Below are 23990 nucleotides of genomic sequence, written 5' to 3' on the forward strand. Positions count from 1 at the left end.
TAGATTGCCTCACCAATTTTGGGTAACTTAGGAGGTTATTTTTAGTGCCTTTAATACTTGCAGCATGCTCAATTTTTTCTAAACTGAATTTATCATCTTAGATATATATCAATATGACGCTTGAAAATCGAAAATTCTTATTGAAGCAACAATATATCGAAGTTAGGTATACATAATTAGTTAAAATATTTAAACATTGAGAGAAAAATCTCAAGTTACTGCGATCAAAGTGAGCAGACTCATATGGAAAGCTGCTACAAAGCTCAATCTCAAAACCCTTTACTATTGAACAAATTAATAGAGTGTCTAGTTCTTGACTTTTCACATCCTTTGTGGAAGCAGACTCTAAATGACTTACGCCATGATTTTTATCATCTACCTGAATACGTAGCTTTGGAAGCAAGAAGAATCAATGCAATTGCTGAAGCTATTTTAATTACTGAAGGCGATAAAATTTTCTTCCTCCCCTATTTGTTACGCTCGTGCAATACGCTATTTACACGTCAGTTTGAAATAGATTTTTTTGATGTTATCTCTCCTTACGGCTACCCTGGAATTCTGCTCAACGAAGCAGCAAATACGCCAGATTTTCTAGATATCGCATTTCAGCAGTTAATTCATCAACTATCGAGTAAAAAAGTCTGTTCAGCTTTTTTACGGCTTCATCCCATACTCAATCAAAATTTGAGCGAGTATCCATACTGCAAATTCAACGGAGAAACTGTTTCAGTTGATTTAAAACTATCGCTTACAGAAATATGGCATCAAACTCGCCCAGAACATCGCAATAAAATTAACAAAAATAAACGCACTGGGATGTCAGCAAAAATAGTACCGTTTGCAGAATACATTGACATTTTTGTCGAGCTTTACGAACAAACAATGGATCGTGTAGGTGCAACACAGTCTTACTATTTTGGTAGAGATTACTTTGTTCAGTTGTCGCAAGCATTAAAGCATCAAATGCATTTGTGTGTCGTAGAATTAAACGATGAAATCATTTGTGGTGGCATATTTACCGAAGTGTGTAGGATAGTTCAGTATCACTTAGGTGGAACAAAATCAGCTTTTTTAAAACAAGCGCCTAGTAAACTTATGTTTGACTATGTCCGTATTTGGGCAAAAGAACGCGGTAATGAATTTTTACACCTAGGTGGTGGCGTCGGCGGAGCAAAAGATAGTTTGTATCATTTTAAAGCTGGTTTTTCTAAACAAAGACATAGTTTCTCGACTATCCGTTTAGTTGTCAATCAGAAAAACTACGACGATTTAGTAAAAGTGCGTGCAAAAGAGTTAGGTATTTCGGTAGCAGAGTTACTAAATTCTGACTTTTTTCCTGCTTATCGGGCACATATCTAAGTATAAAACAAGAGCAACAACTGAATTACTGAATATCAATTAGTTAAATAATTAGCCATGCCAGCAGTTAATAACAAGCAGATATACAGCACTGTAGAGTTTGATGCTTGGGCATATGGAGAAAATTTACTTGATGAGGAAAAGTATCTTATAGAAACTTATTTAAATAAAGAAAGCAAGATACTAGAAGCTGGAACGGGAGGCGGTAGAATTTTACTAGAAATGAAAAAAATGGGATTTAAGTCACTCCATGGCTATGACTATATGCCTGAGTATATTGAACAAGCTAAACAAAGAGATCCTGAATCTAGTATTTGTTTTACAGTGCAGGATGCAACACAGTTAAAGTATTCAGATTCTAGTTTCGATCAGATTGTTTATTTGCAGCAGATTGTCAGTCTCATCGAAAATAAGATTGAGCGTAGTAAGGCGATTCAAGAAGCATATCGAGTTTTAAAAAAGCAAGGAATCGCTTTGTTTTCGTTTCTTTGCCTTGATTCGAGGAGGCAAAGTATTCAATACTTGTCATTTTTAATGTATCTTCATATAACTAGAAAGATACGTGGTTCACATTGCTCGCTGCACTATCTTCCTTGGCTAAAGTTAGGTGGAAAACCTAACTGGAATGCACTGTGCGATCGCCAACCGTATACATATTGGTATAGTTTACACGAGGCGGTTCAAGCTTTAAATAAAGTAGGTTTTACAATACTGGCAATTGGTTCAACCTATCAAATTCAACAGCGACAAATGTATGCATCTCCTGAAAGTTTGGTCGATGAACCGATTAAAGGAATGCTTTACTGTGTTTGTCAAAAAACTTGACAAATTTACTTTATTATGAGTTTTTTTTGATTAGCATTAAGCTAATCAGTTTAACAAAATGGTAGTAGTTGATTGACTAGAAAGAGTGGATTACGGATGAAAAGTCAGAAGTCTCGTTATCTTTATGATTTAAGCCGTATAGGAAAATCTTTAATAGATAAAATCGCGGCAATTATTGCTTTAAGTTTGTTGTCTCCGGTTATGCTGGGAGTGGCGATCGCAATTATTATCCAGATTGGGCGACCAATTTTTTTTACGCAGCCGCGTCCTGGTAAAGATGGCAAAATTTTTGACTTTTACAAGTTTCGCTCGATGACCAACGACTGTGACGCGCAAGGAAACTTGCTTCCTGACGAACAACGTCTAACGCCAATCGGGCAATTTCTGCGCCGCACGAGTTTAGACGAGTTACCACAACTGTGGAATGTACTCAAAGGCGATATGAGCATCGTTGGTCCTCGCCCGTTACTTGTTAAGTACCTTGATCGCTACACTCCTGAACAAGCACGTCGTCATGAGGTCAAGCCTGGCATTACTGGTTTAGCACAAATCAATGGACGGAATACGCTTTCGTGGGAAGAAAGATTCAAACTCGATGTTTGGTACGTTGACCATTGGAGTTTGTGGCTCGATCTTAAAATTCTTGTGCTGACGGTGTGGAAAGTTCTACAGCGTGAAGGTATTACTCAACAAGGTTGTGCGACGTGCGAAGAATTTCAAGGGCAAAATCAGGATCGAGTAGCAACATAAAAGTATTATTCACTGCCAGTCAAGCGATAGTATATGTGGGGATAGTGCTGGCGAATTAAGTTGCCAGCAATTGAATTTAAGGCGACACGAGCCGGAATATGTTTTACGGGAAATCCTATACTCTCTTTGTAGACACATAGCGCTTGATCCTCACGCGAATGCAAACCGTTGACAACCTCGTGAATTTTGCCACTGCGACGACAAACCTGCACGAATTCATAAACGAGTCCACTATTGATATTAGTTGTTAACGCTTCAGTCGCAATATAGAGGTTTTCAAAGTAAGCTACCCCGTCAACAGCATAGCCACTGATGTATCCACCAAGTTGGTCGCCAATGATACCCGCGAGAACTAACCGATGCTGAGGATCGATGTAGTTGGTAAGGTTAGCAATGTATTCCTGCTGGGAAGGTACTTTTAAATATTGAGTTCGCTTTACTGCGGAGGAAACAACTTCGTATCCTTGGTGCTGCAAGATTTCTGAGTTGGTAAGTTCGATAATTTTAACTCGTTTTTGACACCGACGAAGATTATGCCGTCGATTTGATGAAAAGTTTTGCAGATCGTAGTTATGAAGATCCGATAAGACATGAACCGGAATTGAGCCATTACTGATTGCGCGATCAGTTTCGCTTAAAGCAGCCCGATATCCCCAACACCATTGCGTCGGCTTTGTCGCCTGTTCAGCACTCAAGCGCGCAAGCAAGTGGACGGGTTGATAGAAGCCAGGGCGTATTCTTTCCCAGTAACGATCGCGATGCGAGATGATATGAAAACCCTGCTGGCGACGCCAGTTAGCCATTTCCACTTCTGTCATTGATACGATGCTTGCTTCGGAAACTTCTCGTGCTTGCACCGATCTCTCCTGAGTAGTGCTGGTATTGCCTATCATGGATTCTAGGCTTTCTAATGCCGGAATGTCAGAATTTGTTAATTTAACTTAGTCAACCATTCGTTTATAAGAATTAAGCCAAGCAGTGATTAAACCAATTCTCCTTTCGACACCACACATGGGCGATCGCGAACTAGAGTTCGTTAGAGAAGCTTTTGAGACGAATTGGATTGCGCCTGTTGGTCCGCACGTTGATACGTTTGAGCAAGAATTCTGTCAAGCTATTGGTACAAATCATGCTGCGGCGGTTAGTTCGGGAACCGCAGCGTTGCATTTAGCATTGCGACTTGTTGGTATTGAACCAGGCGATGAAGTGATTTGCTCAACACTCACGTTTATTGCAACCGCAAGCCCAATTACTTATTTAGGGGCAAAACCGATATTTATCGATAGCGATCGCACTTCGTGGAATATGAATCCTGATTTGTTGCGGGAAACTTTAGCAAAGCAAGCGCATCAAGGAAAGTTACCTAAAGCTGTCGTTGTTGTCCATCTGTACGGACAAAGTGCGGATCTTGCCCCAATCGTTGAGGTGTGTAATGAGTACGAGATTCCACTGATTGAAGACGCGGCGGAGGCGTTGGGTGCGACGTACAAAGGGCGATCGCCAGGTACGTTTGGGCGCATTGGCATTTTTTCGTTTAATGGCAACAAAATTATCACAACCTCTGGCGGAGGAATGTTAGTGTCTGAAGATGCGGATTTAGTCGCCAAAGCGCGTTTTTTAGCGACGCAAGCGCGAGATCCTGCACCCCACTATCAGCACTCGGAAATTGGTTACAACTATCGCTTGAGTAATGTTTTAGCTGGAATTGGGCGCGGACAGTTGCACGTTTTAGAAGATCGCGTTGCCGCCCGACGGCGCAATTTTACGATTTATCAACAAGCTTTGGCTAAGTTCCCTGGAATTGAATTTATGCCAGAAGCTGATTTTGGACGTGCTACGCGTTGGTTAACGTGCTTAACAGTTGATGCTAAGGCGTTTGGAGTTGATCGCGAACAAATTCGCATCGCACTGGCGCAACAACAAATCGAAGTGCGTCCGGTATGGAAGCCATTACACTTGCAACCTGTCTTTCGTGAATGTGAGTGCGTCGGTGGCGCGATCGCCGAAGATTTATTTAATAACGGTTTGTGTTTGCCATCGGGTTCTAATTTAACTCTTGAAGACTTAGACCGCGTGATTCAAGCGATCGCGCATCTCCACCGCTAATTGTAGCTATTTTTTTGCCTTGGGCTGTACCGCTGTTGGTGCCGAATTCGCATTTGCAGTGTTGTACTCTTGCGAGAAATAGTAATAACTTTGCGGTTCGTTTTCGGGTACCACACCATTAACAACTAATCCTAAAATGTTTTGGTTCGACTGCTGAAGAAACTGCTTAGCTAAAGCCGCATTATTCGCATCTGATACTCCAGGACGGACAACTAATAAGACTCCATCTGCCATTTTACCTAAAATTGGCGCTTCGGCATCGACATTAATTGCCGGTGTATCAATGATAGTGAAGTCGTAATCTTTGGTGAACCGCGTCATTAAAGCTGCCATTTTTTGGGAATCGATTAACGCGATCGGATTAGGCGGTGTCACTCCCGCCGGAAGAATGTCTAAGTTAGGTATTGCGGATTTGATCGCTGTTTGAAATTCGGCTTGCCCGACTAAAAGATTACTTAAACCTGCTTGATTGGTTGTTTCCCAAATAGAATGCTGCACAGGACGGTGCATGTCTGCATCTACGAGTAAAACTCTTCTTCCTGATTGCGCCATCGTTGCTGCTAAGTTCGCCGCGACGGTCGATTTACCTTCTTTTGGGACTGCACTAGAGATAACAATAATTTTTAGTTCTTTGTCAGAACTGAGAAACTTCAGATTTGCCTGTAACATTCGATACACTGCACTGAAAGGCGATCGCGGTGCATTCCACACCACAACGTCAGGAATTGTCCGTTCTAAATCGCCTTGCCGCACCACAGGTTTTTCTGATTTTTTGAAGGCGGGGATAATTCCCAACAGCGGTAAACCAAAAACTCGCTTAGCTTCATCAACGGTTTTGAGTGATTTATCGCGTGCTTCTAGGATATAAATTGTCGCTGCTGCTGCGAACCCACCCATTAACAATGCGGCTAGAATCGATAGCTGGCGCGAACCAGCGGGTTCAGGTGGTACAAAAGCCGCAGAAATGATGCTCGCGTTGCTTGCATTCTGATTTTCTGCAATGCGTGCTTCTTGGTAACGCTGCTGTAACAAATTATAAGTAGCTTGTGCGGTATCACGTTCACGCTCCAAATCGGCTTGCTGTTGCTCTAATCGCGGAATGCTATTGAGTTTCTGCGTGTAAGCAGTTTGCAAGTTAGATAAAGCTGCAAGTTGGCTTTCTAAGCCTAGTCTTCTTGCTTCCGAACGTGCCAAATCTTGTGTCAATTCTTGCTCATACGCGCTAAGTTGCAAGCCACGCAGATTTGGAGACTGGTTACGTCCAAAGTTTCCTTCTACACGCTGTTGCAATAGTCGTTCTAATTCAGCTTTTCGGGTTTCTAAAGCAGCAACTGTAGGATGATCCGCTTGAAAACGCCCGCGATCAATTGCTAGTTGCGATTCTACGCGTTGAATTTCTGCAAGTAGTTCTTGTACGCCAGGTAACTGACTCGCGGCAGTTGCGGTACTCGCTTGTTCTAAGCCTCTACCCAGTTGTTTTTGGAGCAGTGCTGATTGTGCCCTGGCATCCGCTAGCTGTGTTTGAATTGCATTTATTTCTCGCTGGATATCAGCACCTGTGTCTACGGCAGTCCGTTTTTCTTCGGGAAGCGAGACAATATTATTTTGTTCGCGGAAAGCGCGTAAAGCTGATTCTCGTTCTTGTAAGGTTGCTTTTGCTTGTGGTAACTGCTCTTCTATAAATTTTCGGGCGACTGCTGCTGCACTACGATTATTAACTATATTGTTCTCAAGGTACGAAGTCATCAAAGTATTGACAACTGCTGCCGCCTGTTCTGGATTTCTGTCTTTGTACGTCACTTGCAGTACATCAGTACCCGCAATTGTTCTGACGGTGAGTTGCCTTAAAAACTGATTCGGCGAGAGCAGTCTACCGTTTTGGTCGGTTAGATTGAGTCTACTGATCGTGTTTGTGGTAATTGGTGCAGAGCGCATCACTTCTGCTTCGGTATCGAGAGGGCTATTCTGATACTGCAAAGGCTCTAATTGCCCTATCTCTGTTCCTAGACCTGTCAGCGATGAAGTGGGGCTTGTTCTGCGAAATTGTAGCTTGCCTTCAGCAACATAAGTCGGTTGACGCGTGAGTAGACCCGCAGCAGTCAAGGCAAATATAGTACTAAAAGCGATCGAAGCAGGTATCCACCGCCGCTTTAACATTAACCAGTACTGCTGGAATCCTGTAGAAGCTTCCCTAGATTCCATAATTAACTTGTAAAAAGGTTTTCGCTGGACGTAGAAAATTACAGTAACACTATTACAGTTACTCAGTAAGTTTTGCTACTACAATCAGGCGATCGCGTAGCTAAGTGCTAAGAATCTGACCGACGTAATCGACGCTGCCATTCGTTATCTATTTTATCAGATTCTGCCTCCTGCTCTAAAAGATTAGTCTCAGTAGTATAAATTAGATCTTCCTGAGTAATCACTGTATTCGCACCAAATTGTTGCGCATAGGACATTTTTTGTTGTAACGTCGCATCAGGATTAGCTAAAGTTCCGGCTCGAAGTTGTCGCTGACGATTGCGATCGCTAATTCGTCGATTCCGCCCTTTGATCCAGAAATAGCGCACGAGGGGAACGGCTAAGAACGCAGTACCGTAGCCCAGAAGTAACCAATAAATTCCTTGCGCAAACGCGACTAACCCTCCCAATTCAGCCGCGATCGCACCATCGGCTAATAAATATCCTAAAAATACCGCACCGACAAAGTTTAATAATCCTAACCCTGCGGCTAAGGCAATTTGTCCTGAACTTGCCGCACTAAAGCGCCAGAGTGACTCTTGTAAGTACGGTGCGATAGAACGCGATCGCTGTTGCGCTGCACTGACTTGTAATTCGGGAAAGTGATAGACTAAATGTCCCTGGGGACTAACTGCCGGTTGTCCGTTAAAGCGCGTGAGTACGGGTAACATATAATCTTCGTACTCTTGTGCGTACCCCGAACCAATATCATCAAGATACGGCGCAATTTGTTCTGCAATAACTGCACCAGAGTTATTCCGAATGACAGTTGCGATCAATTGCCAGCGCTGTTCTTCTAAATTAGCATTGGGATTGCCATCACCGAATAAAAACGAGAAGATCGCTTCTAAAAAATTAAGTTCGTTTTTTTCTCGGCGTCGTTGTTGGTAACGCGTATCGTAGTCAGGGTAAAGAAACCAATACCAATTAGGACCAACCCAAAAGTGTGGCATATATACCATACCACCACCCGAATGGTTGCCGCGATCATCATTGTCGCGATTGAGCGTACTGATAATAATAAAAATGCTGAGAAAAATGATCGCGATCGACACTAATAAAACAATACCGAAGGAAATCCGAATCAAGTAGAATAAAACACGCCAAACCTTTTGCCACCAAGCTTGTAGCCGTAATCTCCAAAACTTGTTTCGCAAAACTGTACGGAGATTTTTGGGAAACTGATAGACAATTTCACCCGATTCAGCGACTTGCATATGTCCACCAGCTTCGGAAGCAAGCGTTAATAATCCCTGCTGTGCTAAGCTGACGTTCAATCCTGATTGCGTAGCAACGTCTCCAACTGTGACGCGGTAGCCTAGTTGTTCCACAGCTTGCATAATTGTGGGATTTGGAGCCATGATATCCTCAGTCAAAAATTAGCTTCCTATATACCAGTATAAAGTTCTGCCTTTTGATGGTTGAAGTGTTTGATAAATTGCAAGTTGCGATCGCGTCATAATAGCTTACGTTACAATGTGTTTCTCAACATGCTAAAACAAGTATTCATAACAATTAAACTCAGCAGTACTAGATAATATTTAACGAATGACTTATGGTTAAGTACACTTTGCCGCAAAGCCCAGAAATTATCCTGAATGTTCCTGGCAAAGATTCGGCAAAAGCGCGAGATAAAGCGATGGATCAGGTAATGGAACTTATGGATGAAGGTAAGTTACCTACTGATCTCGCCGAAGGTTTTAGTTCTCAACAGTTAATTGAGGTAAAAGAAGCAGCTACAGATACCGCGAGTGATGAGGATGCAGTAACGCAAGCAGTACAAGTTTTGAGTAGTCTTGCTACGCTTAAACTCAAAGTGCAAGAGTCGCGTGAAGAAGCAATGGCTGTGCGTGCTGCGATTGATGTATTGTTTACAGATAAATCTGTCAGCGAAGAGGAAATTACTCGGATCAAAGAAGGCTTCAAGGCACTAAAAAACTTTGCGCAAGTGAATTTGCGTTATCAAGAAGCAAGAGCAAAAGCTGAAGAAGCTCGTACTGTACTCGATCGCGCTTTAAAATCAACAGAAACTTAGCTCGCAGCTTCACTATCTACGTTTTTCTAAAGTAGCAACTCGCTTTTCTAAGTTATTAACCTGTTGCTTGACTTCTACTACAAGCGTTGCTAATCTATCAAACATTTGTTCTTGACTCAATTGCGCTCTTGGTCCTGGTGGTGCTGGTGTAATTGTTGATGGTGTTCGCGGTGATTGTCCGCCGCGCGATTGATTGAGTTGGGCTTCAATACGGTTAAGTCGCGATTGCACACCGCGAAGATCGACTTCTAGGGCATTAATGCGTGATTGCGCTTGTGACGCCGCTGGATCGACGAGTAAATTTCCCCATACAAATATAACGGCGATCGCCGCAAAACTAAACCAGATAATTTTTCTAAACATTGTTGTTGAATGCGAAGGTAAACCGCTAGTTTTGACGCCGAGTTGTTACAAAACGTCTTCCTATTGACGAAAGGAGAATTCTCATAGACAATCGCTGTACTTCAACTTTAACTAATGCCAATGTGTATTAATCAGTGATCGCGGTCATGCTAACGCACCTGCATAAACTTCTCTCACCGCAAGACACTAAGTCTAGCATTCAGATTAAATTCTGGCTAGGTCTAAGTCTCGTCTTGACCGCTGTTTATGGCATTCTAGCGCTTCAGCAAGCTTTTAGCAGTGAGTATGTAGTGCAAGATGATGCGCGACAACACGTTTTTTGGCTGCGGCGGTTTTTAATCTCGGAATTATTTCCAAATGATTTAATTGCTGACTATTTTCAGTCAGTCGCACCCTTAGGATACACAATTTTATATCGTAGCTTCGCTGTTGTAGGAATTGATCCGCTGTGGTTAAGTAAAATCTTACCACTAATTTTAGGACTAATGACAGCAAGTTACAGCTTTGGTGTTTGTTTACAAATATTACCTCTACCTATAACTGGGTTTATTGGAGCAATTCTTCTTAATCAAAATTTGTGGATGCAAGATGGCTTAATTTCAGCTACACCAAAAGCGTTTATTTATCCTTTATTTTTAGCATTTCTTTATTATTTTTCGCGACGTTCTTTTATCCCTTGTTTAGTTGCGATCGCACTTTTAGGATTATTTTATCCCTCGTTAATTTTTGTTTGTATTCTCATTTTGCTTTTTCAGTTTTTTCATTGGCGACGGTGGCAATTACAACTAGCTTTTAATCGTCAAGAATATATCAGCATCGCCGGAATTGGAGTTGCAATTTTAGTTCTTTTACCCTATGCACTTTCTTCGAGTGAATTTGCACCAACGACTGCCGCATCGACTGCAAAAACTTTACCGGAATTTCTATCAGGGGGAAGAAGCAGCTTTTTTATTAACGATCCTTGGGAGTTTTGGTTTAATGAAAGCCGCAGCGGAATTCGGTTGACTTCAGCGTTAATGCCACCACTAGTTTATGCTGGGCTATTGCTACCAATTATGCTGCGTTATCCATCGCTGTTTCCTTTAGTAACCAAAATTCGCTCTACTATTATTCTCTTACCACAGATGATACTTGCATCTTTGGTCATGTTTTTCGTTGCCCATGCACTGATATTTAAACTTCATCTTCCTAGCCGCTATACACAGCATAGTTTGCGTATTATCTTGACAATCGCTGCCGCGATCGCTTTAACTTTGTTAATCGATACTTTACTACGGCGATCGCGCGGATTTGAACAAAGGCTATTTGACTATATAAAACGTGCTTTTGCGCTGATAATTGCTTTGATATTGATATTTTATCCAGCTACATTAAATCAGTTTTTATGGACGGGTTATGTTGTAGGAAATAACCCTAGTTTATATCAGTTTTTTCAACAGCAACCACCGGATATCATTATAGCTTCTTTAGCAGATGAAGCCAATAATTTGCCTACCTTTGCTCAACGTTCTATTCTCGTTGGCAGTGAGTATGCTATTCCTTATCATTGGGGATACTATCGTCAATTTCGTCAGCGGACGCTCGATCTCGTTCAGGCGCAGTATAGTCAAGATTTAACTGCTTTACAGCAATTCATACAGAAATATAATATTGATTTTTGGCTATTAGAAAAAAACGCTTTTACTCCAGAGTATGTGACAAGTGATGGCTGGATTCGACAATTTCAACCGCTTACTGCAAATATAGCACAACAATTACAGCAGCAAGCCCCAGCTTTAAGCAAAGTCACCATCCAATGTACTGTTTTTGAGGTTAATAATTTTATCGTTTTACAAACACAATGTATTCAAACACAATCTGAATGACTCATTTTAGATATAAACTTTACTCCCTTCATTTCTTTTTAGTTACTGTTATATTGCTGGGTATATTTTTTCGATTCGTCAATCTCGATAAAAAAGTGTATTGGATTGATGAGGTGCATACTTCAGTACGCGTTGTTGGCTACAAGAAAACAGAATTTGTTGATGAAGTACCCAGTGATCGCATTATTAATATTAAAGATTTACAAGTCTTCCAACGCTTATCGCCGGAAAGAAATTGGTTCGATACAATCAATGCTTTAGCTGCGAATGCTGAACATACACCAGCCTATTATGCGATCGCCCGTTTAGCAATGCAAATGTTTGGAAGTTCCGTTGCTGTCACTCGTGGTGTAGCGGCTGTTATTAGTTTATTCGTCTTTCCCTGCGTTCACTGGTTATGTTTAGAGTTATTTGCTGCGCCACTTGTGGGGTGGATTGCGATGGCTTTAGTCGCAGTTTCTCCAATACACGTACTGTATGCCCAAGAAGCAAGACAGTATAGTTTACTGACTGTGACTACCTTACTAGCTAGTATTGCTTTTTTACGCGCTATCCGTCAGAAGAGAAAGTTAAGCTGGGGAGTATATGCTTTAACCGTCGTTTTGGGTTTATATTCTCATCTTCTATTTCTTTTAGTTTCTTTCGCACATGGTGTTTATTTGTTGCTTCGAGAGCAATTTTGCGTAACTAAGAATTTTCTTGCTTATCTCATTGCTTCCTTAGTTGCGATCGCGACATTAACTCCCTGGATAATTCTATATTTTATTAATGCAAGTAGTATTGGTGAATGGACAGCGCGGGCAATTAGTTTTAATACTTTAATACAAAGATGGTTATTAAATTTTACTGCTTTATTTTTTGATATCCAAGTTTCTTATAATAACGTCCAGTTCTTTGATGTTGAAGCAGGTAACGATATTCAATTTAATACAAATGATATCTTGCCATATATAATTACTGTATTTATAGTGCTAGTTGTATATGCGTTTTATATTTTATATAGTCGTACATCAACATCCAGTTGGTTATTCCTCGTTACACTTTTAGTTGTTACTAGTATAAGCTTGGTGCTACCAGATTTAATTTCTGGCGGACAACGCTCAAGTATCGCGAGATATTTGTTACCAGGATATCTTGCTATCCAAGTAGCTGTTGCTTATTTATTTGCTAACCATTTAACGGCGTCTTTGAAATATTTGCAGCAAAAAGTTTGGCAATTTATTTTGGCGATCGTACTAGCGAGTGGAGTTGTATCTTGTATTGTGAGTGCGCAAGCTGAAACTTGGTGGAACAAGTATAGTAGTTATTACAATCCTGATGTTGCCAATATTATCAATCAAGCAAATCAGCCACTTGTGATAAGTAGTCAAAGGCGAGTAAGTCGTATTACTTCGCTAAGCTATGAACTCGATCCTCAAGTAAGCATATTATTGGTAAGTGAAACTGAAGTTCCTGACGATATCAAGCGATTTAGTGAAATTTTCTTATTTAGACCTGATGCAGAGTTGCAAGCAAAATTACAAAACAACCCTAAGTATAAATTAGAACTTATCCATGCTTCTGGTCAACTTTGGATCGTACAAATAACAGCGTAATCAGCTTAATTCAGCGCTAGCGCGACGGTTGATGATGTTGAGGATTGACGCAGTATCTTCAGCGCTTTGTTATTCTCCTCAAAGTTTTGCTTATAATCTCAATGCAATTAACTTTATTAACAACTTCTACTTATACATATTAAAAAAAAGAGTGAATAGTTTATTCAAAAAAAAACAGGAAATTGTAATATTCTGAACATAAGAACACGCAACTAGGTTCGTCTCAAATTTAATTAACTTTACTTATTCCATTAATAATTGACCTGAAAATCTAAAGCATCTTTCTAAAAGGCGTCAAGATTTTAATGCCAATTTAAGTATTATTTTTCAAAGATTAGTACTCTAGAAGGTAAAAAATAAGCTACAGATATTTCTTTGGCACGGAGGCTGAATGAATAGAATTTCTCGACGTAGATTTATTGCTGTTGCTGGAACATCATCGGTAAGTTTAATTGCATTAAAGGGATGTACAGCTAATACGGAGAACCAATCTGCTTCGCTTGTTACAGAACAATCTCCCATATCACCTAGCGATGAGAAAGCTTTGTATGAAGCGGCTAAAAAGGAAGGAAAGCTTGTTCTATATACTGTTTTCTTTACTCAAGAGATAGTTAATGAAATTGGCACGGCGTTTACTGCTAAATATCCAGGAATTACTTTTGAGGGAACTCGTAATGCGGCTGCTACTTTGTTTCAAAAAATTAACCAAGAAATACAAGCTGGTTTGAGAGTGACGGATGTTTTTGGAACGACTGACATTAGTCAAATGATGCAGCTTAAAGAGCAAGGAAGACTTTTACAATACGAACCATTAGGTAAAGCAAATATTCCAGAACCGTATCGCAATCTCGATCCTGATAACTTCTATCAAGTGGGTGCTTTGATTCCGATTGTGATTGCCTACAACGCCCAAAAGATATCAGCAGCAAATGTTCCTAGAAGTTGGAAAGATTTACTACAAGGGCAATATAGAGAGCAAATTGCTACAGGAAGCGGTGCAGCAAGTGGACAAGTAGGAACTTGGGCGATCGCAATGCAGCAAAAGTACGGTTGGGATGAATATATTGTTAGATTTAATCAACTTAATCCTAAGCTAGGGCGCTCGATTAACGACGTTATTCCGGTGCTAGTATCTGGCGAACGCGCAATTGGTATTGCAACGCTAGGGCAAACATTAACGCGTAAAGCGCAAGGCGATCCGCTAGAAGTCGTTTACCCTACTGATGGTGCAGTTGTCGTCGTGGGTCCAATTAGCATATTGCATGATGCGCCGCATCCTAATGCTGCCAAGCTATTTATGAATTTCTTGATGACAAAAGAATATTCCGAGCTAATTGCTAAGTATTACGAACAACCGCTCATAGCTGGTGTTTCTATTCCTGGTGCAAAAACACTCAAAGATATGCAACCAATAGTGCCAACGGCAGCAGAAATTCAACGCGATATCCCTGAAGTTATCAGGAAATGGCGTAATGAGTTTGGCGCTTGACGCAACGGAGGAAAAATTTTGACTACTCAAACTGGTATCACAAGACTCATTGTTAGCCCGCAGCGATTCTTAAATCGTTGGTTTGGGAAATATGACTTTTCTTTCGTTTTCTGGATTGGTTTTATTCTGATTTTGCTATTGTTGATTGGTTTACCAAGCTATTGGTTAGTCTTGCGTAGCTTAATGCAAGTCAATGAAAGTGGATTTACTCTCAGCAATTATATTGAAGTTTTGACAAACCCACGCTTTCGCCAAGCGGCACTCAACTCATTGATACTAGCAACAGGAACAGGAGTTTTAAGTATTTTAATTGGGGTTCCTCTCGCTTGGGCGACGACTCGGACAAATATGCCGTTACGAGGACTCATACGGATTTTATTGCTAGGGGCATTTTCGATGCCTACCTTTTTGGGTGGAATTGCATGGATTCTGCTTGCTGCTCCGACATCAGGTTGGCTCAATCGGGTTTTTGTAGAGTTGACTGGGACAGAAAAAGGACCGCTCGATGTTTATACAATGTTGGGTGCAATCTTTGTGGTGGGAATCTACAGCTTTCAATATGTGTTTTTGATGGTGAGTTCGGCACTAGAGTTTGTCTCCTCAGAATTAGAGGATGCGGCGACAGTCCTAGGAGCAGGCACATTGGCAACAACATTTCGTATCACTTTACCACTCGTATTACCGGCGATTATTTCTGGCTTCATTTTGTCCTTTTTAGAAGCGATCGCGCTTTTTGGTTCTCCTACCTTAATACTGATTCCCGCGCGAATTAATATTGTGACAACTGAAATCTGGCAGCAGTTTCAGTATCCTTCTAACGTTGAACTAGCTTCGGCTTTTTCGATATGTTTGGTCGTTCTTACCGCAGCATTGCTGTTACTGCAACGTCGTCTGCTAGCGCGCAAGGGCTACACGACGCTAACGGGAAAAGCTGGACGAAAACGCCTTATTGATTTGGGATACTGGAAATGGATTTTTCTAGCTTTCTGCTTACTTGTTGCGACGCTATCACTGTTTTTGCCAGTTTACGTCCTATTGCGTACAGCACTATCAAAGTCTTGGGGACGTCCGCTAGATGCTTCTAACTTGACACTTGCATGGTTTGAAGACGTATTGTTCAAGCAACCTTTTACTTCAGTTGCAATTCAAAATACTCTTGTCTATGCTGCTGGTGCCGCGACGTTTGCGATGTTAGTTGGCATTGCGATCGCTTACATCGTTAATCGCAAGTTGGTACGGTTTTATCAGGTATTAGGCTTTCTTCCCATGCTACCCTTAGCAATTCCAGGCATTGTGATTGCTGTGGGAATTTTTTCGGCTTACTCGCGTCCACCTCTTGTAATGTAAGGCTCAGCAGCAATTTTGATTGTTGCTTTTACAACGCGATTTTTACCGATCGCTTTTTCTAATGCTGGTAACATTTTCACGAGCATCAATCCTGAGTTGGAACTCGCGGCGCGTAACCTGGGCGCAACGCAGGCAACAACAGTCCACAAAATTACTGTGCCTTTAGTACAGCGCGGCTTAATCAGCGGCTGGCTGCTTGTATTTATCTTGTCGGTACGCGAACTAAGTTGTGCGATTTTACTCTATACGAATAACACGCAAGTCATTTCCACTGCCCTGTTTCAATTGGTAACAGAAGGCAGCTACGAACGCGTAGCCGCATTAGGAATCGTGATGCTAGCAATTATCTTCACCACAATTGGTATTGCTTACAAGTTCCTAGGACGCGATTTCATGCTGGAAAAAGGCTAAACAATCACGCAAATTAAATCTATGGCAAGCATTACAATCGACAATTTAACCAAATACTTTCAGAATAGCTGCGCAGTTGACCACATTAATTTGAATGTAGCCGATGGCGAATTGATTGCTTTGTTGGGTCCTTCGGGGTGTGGTAAAACGACGACATTGCGAATGCTAGCGGGTTTTGTATTTCCCGATGAGGGACGAATTTTTGTAGGCGATCGCATCGTTTCTTCTCCCCAAAAAACTGTACCGCCAGAGAAGCGCAATATGTCAATGATTTTTCAAAGTTACGCGATTTGGCCGCATAAAACAGTGTTTGAAAATGTAGCATTTGGATTAGAGTTGCGCCATGTAGGACGCGAACAGCTGCGATCGCGGGTGAATCGAGCCTTGGAAATTGTACACTTAAGCAGATTTGCCAATCGTTACCCTGCGGAACTATCCGGAGGACAGCAGCAGCGAGTCGCGCTAGCGCGGGCGATCGTTGTGGAACCACAGATTTTGCTGTTAGATGAACCACTGTCTAACTTAGATGCCAGCTTGCGTGATGAAATGCGCAATGAAATTCGCAATCTCCATGATCAACTAGGATTGACAACAGTATACGTCACGCACGATCAAGGAGAAGCACTGGTGCTTGCCGACCGAATTGTTGTGATGTATGAAGGTACTATTCAACAAGTAGGCACTCCCGAAGAAATTTATGAAAGTCCAGCAACCGAGTTTGTAGCGCGGTTTATTGGACGTTGTAACGTGCTTCCTGGTACTTTGTTAGCTTCGGGACAAGTAGATGTGGGCGGAGTATTCATTACAGCAAAAAATAATGCTCCAGGCGTTTATCCTGGTGATGCAGTCGCATTAAGTGTACGTCCGCACTCGATTATCATGGACTCGGTTTATTGCCCAACCGATAATCCTGAAATGAACTGTTTTAGTGCTTGGGTAGAACACCACAACTATTATGGAGAATTTCGTGACTATACTGTGCGTCTAGATAACAGCGATATTGTTTTGAGTGTGGTAACTTCTCCTCATGTTCGTCACCAAATTGGCGAACAGATGTATCTAGCAATTCCTGCTGAATGCTGTCGTGTGGTTCCTCAAAGTGCTACTACCACTCAAGTAGCAGAAGTGATCGCCACAGCAGCGGCTGTATCTTGAGATAAGCTTATGACTTCACTGACTCACAAACCAGCAACACTACTCGATCTACTAAACGGAGAAGACGATCGCCCAGCTATTGTTGCACCGGATAAACCAAGTTTGACTTACAGGCAACTACGTCGCCAAATTGTTGAACTCGCAGCGCAGTTGAATCGCTTGGGAATTAAACGCGGATCGCGAATTGCGATCGCCATGCCAAATAGTCCAGAAATGATTTTAACTTACCTGGCGGCGGCAACGTGCGGTACAGCTGCGCCACTCAATCCTAAATACAAACAAGAAGAATTTACGTTTTATTACGAAGATACGCAAGCGATCGCGCTTATTGTTCTTGATGACGGAATTGCGGCGGCGCAAGCGGCGGTAACTCCACAAATGATGCTCATTCAAGCGACGCCAAATTCTGATGGTACTTTGTCTTTACACAAGATTCAGGGGAAAGAATATCCACCGCAAACGATTGAACAAGCTGAAGCAGAAGATGTCGCAATGATTCTGCATACGAGTGGTACGACGAGTCGCCCGAAGCGCGTACCTATTAAACATCGTCATTTGGCGGCTTCGGCACGAAATATTATTGGCACGTATAACTTGAGTGCGAGCGATCGCGCTTTATGTATTATGCCGCTATTTCACGTTCATGGAATTGTCGCCTCGATGTTATCAACTTTAGCTTCAGGGGGAACTGTCATTTGCCCCAATGGGTTCAATGCGATGGAGTTTTGGCGGATTTTTAGCGAGTTTCAACCGACGTGGTACTCAGCAGTACCGACAATGCATCAACTACTACTCGCCCGCGCTGAACGCAATCAGGAGGCGATCGCTAAAAGTCGTTTACGCTTTATTCGTTCGAGTAGTTCCTCGCTACCCCCAGTGGTGTTAGAACGCCTTGAAGCGACGTTTCATGTTCCGGTACTAGAAGCATATAGTATGACCGAGGCATCGCACCAAATGACTTCTAATCCCTTACCTCCTAATCTGCGCAAAGCTGGTAGTGTCGGGTACGGGTTCGGCGTGGAAGTCGGAATCATGGATGAAGCCGGTAATTTATTAGAAAAGGGACAGTTAGGCGAGGTTGTGGTTAAGGGTGCTAATGTTGTGGATGGTTACGAAAATAATCCTGAAGCCAATGCGCAAGCGTTTACTCAGGGTTGGTTTCGTACTGGCGATCAAGGCGTATTCGATCCTGATGGCTACCTTTCTCTAACAGGGCGTATCAAAGAGTTGATTAACCGAGGTGGAGAAAAAATTTCTCCTCTAGAAGTTGATAATGTTTTACTGCGTCATGCGGCGGTTGCAGAAGCACTGACGTTTGCTGTTCCCCACAAAACTTTAGGCGAAGATATCCACGCAGCAGTGGTCTTAAAAGATAGTAGTGTCAGCGAACAGGAATTACGCAAACATTGCTCAGAACTGCTTGCAGAATTTAAAGTTCCCCGTCAATTGCATATTCTGGAGGAGTTACCTAGAGGCGCAACAGGTAAATTGCAACGGTTGAATATGGCAAAGTTGCTGAAGATTGGGGAATAAGCTGCTATGAAGATTTGTATTGTTGGTGCAGGTGCGATCGGGGGATACATTGGGGCTAAATTGGCGCAGGCTGGCGAACAAGTGACGTTAATTGCGCGCGGCGCGCATCTGCAAGCAATTCAACAACAAGGCTTAACGCTACGCAATGCAGATGGTACAGAAGAGTTGATTAAAGATGTCGTTGCGACGCAGGACATTTCGACTGCGGGTACGCAAGATGTCGTCATTTTGGCATTGAAAGCACAGAGTATGCCAGGTGTTGCGCCTAGTTTATCGGCATTATACGATACTGAAACAATCGTCGTGACTGCGCAGAATGGCATTCCTTGGTGGTATTTTCGTAAGTTAGAGAGTCCTTACGCTGATTATCAAATTCAGTCAGTCGATCCGCAGGGAATTATAGAAGCAAACATTCCTGTTGATCGCGTGATTGGCTGTGTTGTGTATCCTGCTGCTGAACTTGTCGCGCCTGGAATTGTGCAACACATCGAGGGCGATCGCTTTTCATTAGGCGAACTTGATGGCGCTAAAACTCCCCGCATTCAACAACTTTCACAAAGCTTCCGTCAAGCAGGAATCAAAGCGCCTGTACGCAACCAAATCCGTAATGAGTTGTGGGTGAAGTTATGGGGAAATTTAGCGTTTAACCCGATTAGTGCGTTGACGAGATGCACACTAGAAGAAATTTGTCAATATCCTTTGACGCGCGAACTAGCAAAAAATATGATGCTCGAAGCGCAGGCGATCGCCGAGAAACTGGGTGTAGAGTTTGGCATTTCGCTAGAGCAACGCATCGAAGGCGCAGAAAAAGTAGGCGCGCACAAAACGTCCATGCTACAAGACATTGAAGCACACCGTCCAACCGAAGTTGATGCCATTGTGGGTGCAGTTGCCGAACTTGGAAAATTAACGAAAACTCCAACTCCCTATATTGACGCCATTTACGCGAGTGTCAAGTTACTTGAAAAAACTCTAACCTGCTAAGGCAATACCATCGGCACGCGGTTCAGAAGCCGCAATTAAGGTTTCTCCTTGCCGTAAGATGATTTGACCTTTGCCAAAGTTACGCCGCTCGGCGATAATTTGAATGTCATGTCCGCGATCGCCCAATGCGAGTGCAACTGAATGCGGTACAGTTGGTTCGAGTAACACTGTTTTCCCTGTCGTAAATTGCCAGCGGGGTGCGTCTAAAGCTGCTTGCGGATTCATGTCATAATCAGATAGGTTAACGACAACTTGCAGATGTCCTTGCGGTTGCATATGTCCTCCCATCACGCCGAATGCTCCTAAAGGCTTGTTGTCTTGTGTGAGGAAACCTGGAATAATTGTATGAAAAGGACGTTTTGCAGGTGCAATTTGATTGGGGTGTCCGGTTTGGAGCGTGAAGCCTGAACCGCGATTTTGCAGGGCAATGCCTGTTTCTGGAACGAGAATTCCGCTACCAAAGCCCATGTAGTTTGACTGGATGAAAGATACCATCAAGTCGCGATCAGCGGCTGCAAGATAAACGGTACCTCCTTGAAGTAAATCAGGTTGTGCAAATAGCGCGTGGTCGCTAATTAACTCTCTTCGCTGCGCGGCGTAAGTTTTTTCTAATAAGCGATCGCTTGTTACTTGCATAAATTCAAGATCGCCAATGTGCGCATGAACATCCGCAAACGCAAGTTTCATAGCTTCAATTTGCAGATGATAGCTTTGCACCGACTCGCGCGGATAACGCGATAACTCAAAACCTTCAAGAATATTCAACGCCATTAAAGCGGCAATTCCTTGCGTATTTGGGGGAATTTCCCAAACGGTTAAATCGCGATAATTTGTCGAAATTGGTTGTACCCAGTCGGGTTGATGCTGCGCCAAATCTTCTTGTGTTAGCATTCCTCCTGTATCCGCAGCAAAATTTGCAATTTTCAGGGCTAAATCTCCACGATAGAAACTCTCTCCACCAGTTTTGGCAATTTCGCGTAGTGTTTGCGCGTGAACTATACTTCCCCATATTTCACCTGCACGCGGGGCGCGATCGCCTGGGAAAAAGACTTGTTTGAACGGTTGAAATTCTGGGGTGTTGAGTGATAAAAAATGCGATGCAGCTTGCCATGCACGGGCAGTTTCGGGAGATACCGGAAACCCTTGTTCAGCATAACGAATAGCTGGGGCAAATAATTGCTCAAACGGTAATTTTCCCCAACGTTCCCACAGCGATCGCCACGCAGAAACAGCCCCAGGTACGGTGACGGTTAACCAACCCACAAGCGGAATTTGTGCTAAATCATCACATTTGAGATTTCGCGGACTTTTGCCAGAAGCATTCAATCCATGTAATTTTCCATCCCAAACTAAAGCAAACGCATCCGAACCAATGCCATTAGAAGTTGGTTCAACGACTGTGAGTGTGATCGCCATTGCTAACGCCGCATCGACAGCATTACCACCAGCCCAAAACATTTCCATAGCAGCTAGCGTTGCTAATGGTTGACTGGTACTGGCGGCATAATTTTTCCCTAAAATCACTCGTCGCGATGCAGCATAAGGATATTGCGTTAAGTCGAACGCCATGCAGCTAACCTTGAGACTCTACCTTTGCCTGAATTGAGTTTAAGTCAAGATCGAACTTATTGGCGATCGCTTCCATAATGCGTGCAGCTTCAGGTGTAATGATACGGTCTTTTTGCACAATTCGATAACACTGTGCTAGTAAAGGAATCGCAAAATCACGGTTGAGTTGATCGAGAAGTGTATCTAATGGTTGCGGTGATTTAATATTATTGCCGATGCTTTCTAACGAAGACTCGCTGAAATTGAGATTTGTTAATTCAGGGAGAATCTCTTCCCACGATTTTTCAGGATGACTTGCAAGGATCATGTGTACTAAAACTTGATCCATAATCGCTTCTTGGGCGATCGCCGTTTCAGCATAGCGATCGCTTTGTTTTGTAATTTCTGCAAGTGTTTCCTCCGAATCAATCGAAGTATTTTGATTTAACTTCGCTTCATAAAAGCGACAAGCTGCGTATCCTACAGAATACATAATCGCCGCATTAGAACTTGAGCCAATCATTGCCCCAGCAAAGGGAATATTCCGCAGTAAGCCCAAACCTGCGGTACGCAACAAACGTCCACCACCTAAAGCTAAGCCAAAAATCGCCAGCACTTCACCTTTGCGCGCGGGATCTTTTAAATCGAGTCCATACGCCGCTGCAATTTGATAAACCATTTCTGCTTGCAGGCGTGTCGTTGCAGCTAAATCAACCGCAAGCAGTGCTAAAGCTGCCCCTGGTAAGATACTACTTGCTAAACCTATGCCACCTGCATACGTTGCCTTTTCCACCATAATCCGATGTGCAATTTCGCTAGGTGACTCATTAGGATACTGTTGTTGTATCTTTCTAACTTCCTCGGTTGCTTTTTCAAGATCGACATTATCGGTTGCACCGACTAACCATTGCAGATTAAGCACGCGCGAAAAGCGCTGTACTATCCAATTATCGCCAACAAAGTTAACCGCTTCGCCCGCAGTCTGCGTTGCTTGCGCAATGAGATCGTGCGTTTGTTTCGCGGCGGCTTCACCGACTTCTACAGCAGTTTGTGCTAGCGATAACCCTGTCTGGGCTGCGGTAGTGGCAACTGCTACTGTGACATCACCAACGGTTTTGGCAAAGAAATCAAAGAAAGATGGTGAATTGTCCGTGGTATTTGGTTGTGTAGGTGCATTCGGATCTTTGTTTTCGGTTTTTGGCGGGAGAATCGTCACTTCAACATCTGATGTATCAGACACCGGTGACGGCTGTTGAGATTTATCTTCCATGAGTAAGTGTATGATTTAAATAAACTTCACTCTCTTTGTAGCCGAAATTTTAGGCATAAAACATCTACCTGCGATCGCATCTTCGCTAGCAGTAAAGTAGATTTTTGTCCTAATGCAAGTGAAGGCACTATACGAAGTTCACAACCGTCATATTAAATCTGGTTGATTAGCGATGATAAAAATGGTAACTAACTACTTAACCAGAGATCGCATCAATAACTAATTTCTAACCCTGACCTCCGACCTCTGACCTCTACTATTCGCTGTCGCTTGTACAATTCGATTATCTAATTTAGTCGCTAAATCTTGCAGTGATGCTTGTGGGGTGCTGCGATTTAAAGACATAACTGCGGTGAATACCCCTACATTACCCCGCCGAAAGCTGCCGACATCAACTTGTGCCTTTTGATTCAATGCACCTATTGCTAGTGTCGCGCCTGCGGAAGAATTACCAACGTTCAAGCGATTTGGTCGGTGTTCGAGAAGTTTAGCTGCTACGCTTATTTGCGGTTGCAATTTCGTAAATAATTGTTGCCAGTATTGGGGTTGTGCGACTTGTCGCAGATTCGCATCGAATCGTAATAAACTTAATGGTTGATTCGGAATCGTTGTTGTAAAGCCGGAAACAACTTCTAAGGTGTCGCGGTTGACATACACAAAGTAATCGTTAATCTGCAAATTTTGTTTCGTTAAAAGTGGAACAAAATCACTTAGATAAGCTGCAATTTGTGGCTTAAAAGCTGAAGGAATTTCTTCAAAACCTGCGGGTAAGTCTTCAATTCTTAAACTAGTAGCAGACGATACAGTTTTTTGTGTCAATAGTTCAGCAGACGGTGTTGCAGCATTTGAGATTTCAACCGACAATGGAGTGAGTAGCGTACCACTAACAACAGCTAGGGTAAAAAGCGATCGCCTGGAGATTTGCCAGGAGTTGCCGACAACAGTTTTCATTACCAAACGTTTTTATGCTCTGAATCTACAAAAAATACTGACTTTGCTTTGTGTCGCTTTAGTTCCTACATTTGTTCGTTTCGCTTAAATGGTCAATCTAAATAAGCAGTTTCCGGCGCGATCGCGGTGGAAATTATTTCATCTCGACATTAACGCTTTAGGG

General features: G+C 42.6%; 20 protein-coding genes. 13 read left to right on the forward strand and 7 right to left on the reverse strand.

Annotation, left to right across the window (positions count from 1 at the left end):
- The first annotated feature begins 285 nt into the window (after positions 1–285).
- The 3 genes from NIES1031_RS14630 (at position 286) to NIES1031_RS14640 (ending at position 2934) form a co-directional block, all read left to right on the forward strand.
- Complete coding sequence (locus NIES1031_RS14630) at positions 286–1359, forward strand: GNAT family N-acetyltransferase (RefSeq protein WP_236738844.1); 1074 nt, start codon at positions 286–288, stop codon at positions 1357–1359.
- A gap of 57 nt (positions 1360–1416) precedes the next feature.
- A complete protein-coding gene (locus NIES1031_RS14635; RefSeq protein WP_073550270.1) occupies positions 1417–2184 on the forward strand; it encodes a class I SAM-dependent methyltransferase in 768 nt (255 codons plus the stop codon).
- Between the two features lie 96 nt (positions 2185–2280).
- Positions 2281–2934 carry a sugar transferase gene (locus NIES1031_RS14640; RefSeq protein ID WP_073550271.1) on the forward strand — a complete coding sequence of 218 codons (654 nt, stop codon included), beginning with the start codon at positions 2281–2283 and terminating at the stop codon, positions 2932–2934.
- Between the two features lie 5 nt (positions 2935–2939).
- On the opposite strand, the gene NIES1031_RS14645 is transcribed toward NIES1031_RS14640, so the two are convergent.
- Positions 2940–3791: a hypothetical protein gene (locus tag NIES1031_RS14645; RefSeq protein WP_218596812.1), complete on the reverse strand. Its 852-nt coding sequence runs from the start codon at positions 3789–3791 to the stop codon at positions 2940–2942.
- Between the two features lie 121 nt (positions 3792–3912).
- On the opposite strand from NIES1031_RS14645, the gene NIES1031_RS14650 reads away from it, so the two are divergent.
- Positions 3913–5040: an aminotransferase class I/II-fold pyridoxal phosphate-dependent enzyme gene (locus NIES1031_RS14650; protein WP_073550272.1), complete on the forward strand. Its 1128-nt coding sequence runs from the start codon at positions 3913–3915 to the stop codon at positions 5038–5040.
- Positions 5041–5046: 6 nt separating this feature from the next.
- Here NIES1031_RS14650 and NIES1031_RS14655 read toward each other — a convergent pair whose 3' ends face one another.
- Together NIES1031_RS14655 and NIES1031_RS14660 are read right to left on the reverse strand one after the other, a co-directional pair.
- The gene (locus NIES1031_RS14655) at positions 5047–7242 is read right to left on the reverse strand and encodes a GumC family protein (protein WP_143167785.1); all 2196 of its coding nucleotides are present in this window, start codon (positions 7240–7242) and stop codon (positions 5047–5049) included.
- A gap of 107 nt (positions 7243–7349) precedes the next feature.
- Complete coding sequence (locus NIES1031_RS14660; protein WP_073550274.1) at positions 7350–8642, reverse strand: hypothetical protein; 1293 nt, start codon at positions 8640–8642, stop codon at positions 7350–7352.
- Positions 8643–8836: 194 nt separating this feature from the next.
- On the opposite strand from NIES1031_RS14660, the gene NIES1031_RS14665 reads away from it, so the two are divergent.
- Positions 8837–9316 carry a hypothetical protein gene (locus NIES1031_RS14665; RefSeq protein ID WP_073550275.1) on the forward strand — a complete coding sequence of 160 codons (480 nt, stop codon included), beginning with the start codon at positions 8837–8839 and terminating at the stop codon, positions 9314–9316.
- 12 nt (positions 9317–9328) lie between these two features.
- On the opposite strand, the gene NIES1031_RS14670 is transcribed toward NIES1031_RS14665, so the two are convergent.
- Positions 9329–9679 carry a hypothetical protein gene (locus tag NIES1031_RS14670; RefSeq protein ID WP_073550276.1) on the reverse strand — a complete coding sequence of 117 codons (351 nt, stop codon included), beginning with the start codon at positions 9677–9679 and terminating at the stop codon, positions 9329–9331.
- Positions 9680–9825: 146 nt separating this feature from the next.
- On the opposite strand from NIES1031_RS14670, the gene NIES1031_RS14675 reads away from it, so the two are divergent.
- From NIES1031_RS14675 to NIES1031_RS14705, 8 genes are all read left to right on the forward strand, one after another.
- The gene (locus tag NIES1031_RS14675) at positions 9826–11544 is read left to right on the forward strand and encodes a hypothetical protein (RefSeq protein ID WP_073550315.1); all 1719 of its coding nucleotides are present in this window, start codon (positions 9826–9828) and stop codon (positions 11542–11544) included.
- 95 nt (positions 11545–11639) lie between these two features.
- Positions 11640–13139 carry a glycosyltransferase family 39 protein gene (locus NIES1031_RS14680; RefSeq protein ID WP_218596813.1) on the forward strand — a complete coding sequence of 500 codons (1500 nt, stop codon included), beginning with the start codon at positions 11640–11642 and terminating at the stop codon, positions 13137–13139.
- Positions 13140–13530: 391 nt separating this feature from the next.
- Positions 13531–14628, forward strand: coding sequence for an ABC transporter substrate-binding protein (locus NIES1031_RS14685; RefSeq protein ID WP_073550278.1), 1098 nt, complete (start codon positions 13531–13533; stop codon positions 14626–14628).
- Positions 14629–14646: 18 nt separating this feature from the next.
- Complete coding sequence (locus tag NIES1031_RS14690; protein WP_084544365.1) at positions 14647–15975, forward strand: ABC transporter permease; 1329 nt, start codon at positions 14647–14649, stop codon at positions 15973–15975.
- Between the two features lie 15 nt (positions 15976–15990).
- Positions 15991–16386 (forward strand): ABC transporter permease subunit, encoded by a 396-nt coding sequence (locus NIES1031_RS23400; RefSeq protein WP_178378148.1) that lies wholly within the window; start codon positions 15991–15993, stop codon positions 16384–16386.
- A gap of 21 nt (positions 16387–16407) precedes the next feature.
- Positions 16408–17541 (forward strand): ABC transporter ATP-binding protein, encoded by a 1134-nt coding sequence (locus tag NIES1031_RS14695; RefSeq protein WP_073550279.1) that lies wholly within the window; start codon positions 16408–16410, stop codon positions 17539–17541.
- Between the two features lie 9 nt (positions 17542–17550).
- Positions 17551–19074 carry an acyl--CoA ligase gene (locus NIES1031_RS14700; RefSeq protein ID WP_073550280.1) on the forward strand — a complete coding sequence of 508 codons (1524 nt, stop codon included), beginning with the start codon at positions 17551–17553 and terminating at the stop codon, positions 19072–19074.
- A 6-nt stretch (positions 19075–19080) separates the two neighbouring features.
- Positions 19081–20058, forward strand: coding sequence for a 2-dehydropantoate 2-reductase (locus tag NIES1031_RS14705; RefSeq protein WP_073550281.1), 978 nt, complete (start codon positions 19081–19083; stop codon positions 20056–20058).
- On the opposite strand, the gene NIES1031_RS14710 is transcribed toward NIES1031_RS14705, so the two are convergent.
- From NIES1031_RS14710 to NIES1031_RS14720, 3 genes are all read right to left on the reverse strand, one after another.
- Positions 20047–21627, reverse strand: coding sequence for a gamma-glutamyltransferase family protein (locus tag NIES1031_RS14710; RefSeq protein WP_073550282.1), 1581 nt, complete (start codon positions 21625–21627; stop codon positions 20047–20049). The two genes, NIES1031_RS14705 and NIES1031_RS14710, sit on opposite strands and share 12 nt — an antisense overlap.
- 4 nt (positions 21628–21631) lie before the next feature.
- Entirely contained in the window at positions 21632–22876 is a 1245-nt protein-coding gene (locus NIES1031_RS14715; RefSeq protein ID WP_073550283.1) for an EcsC family protein, read from the reverse strand.
- 219 nt (positions 22877–23095) lie between these two features.
- Positions 23096–23827, reverse strand: coding sequence for a hypothetical protein (locus NIES1031_RS14720; RefSeq protein WP_073550284.1), 732 nt, complete (start codon positions 23825–23827; stop codon positions 23096–23098).
- Positions 23828–23990: the final 163 nt, after the last annotated feature.

Origin of the sequence: Chroogloeocystis siderophila 5.2 s.c.1 (assembly GCF_001904655.1) — a bacterium.
GTDB lineage: Bacteria > Cyanobacteriota > Cyanobacteriia > Cyanobacteriales > Chroococcidiopsidaceae > Chroogloeocystis > Chroogloeocystis siderophila.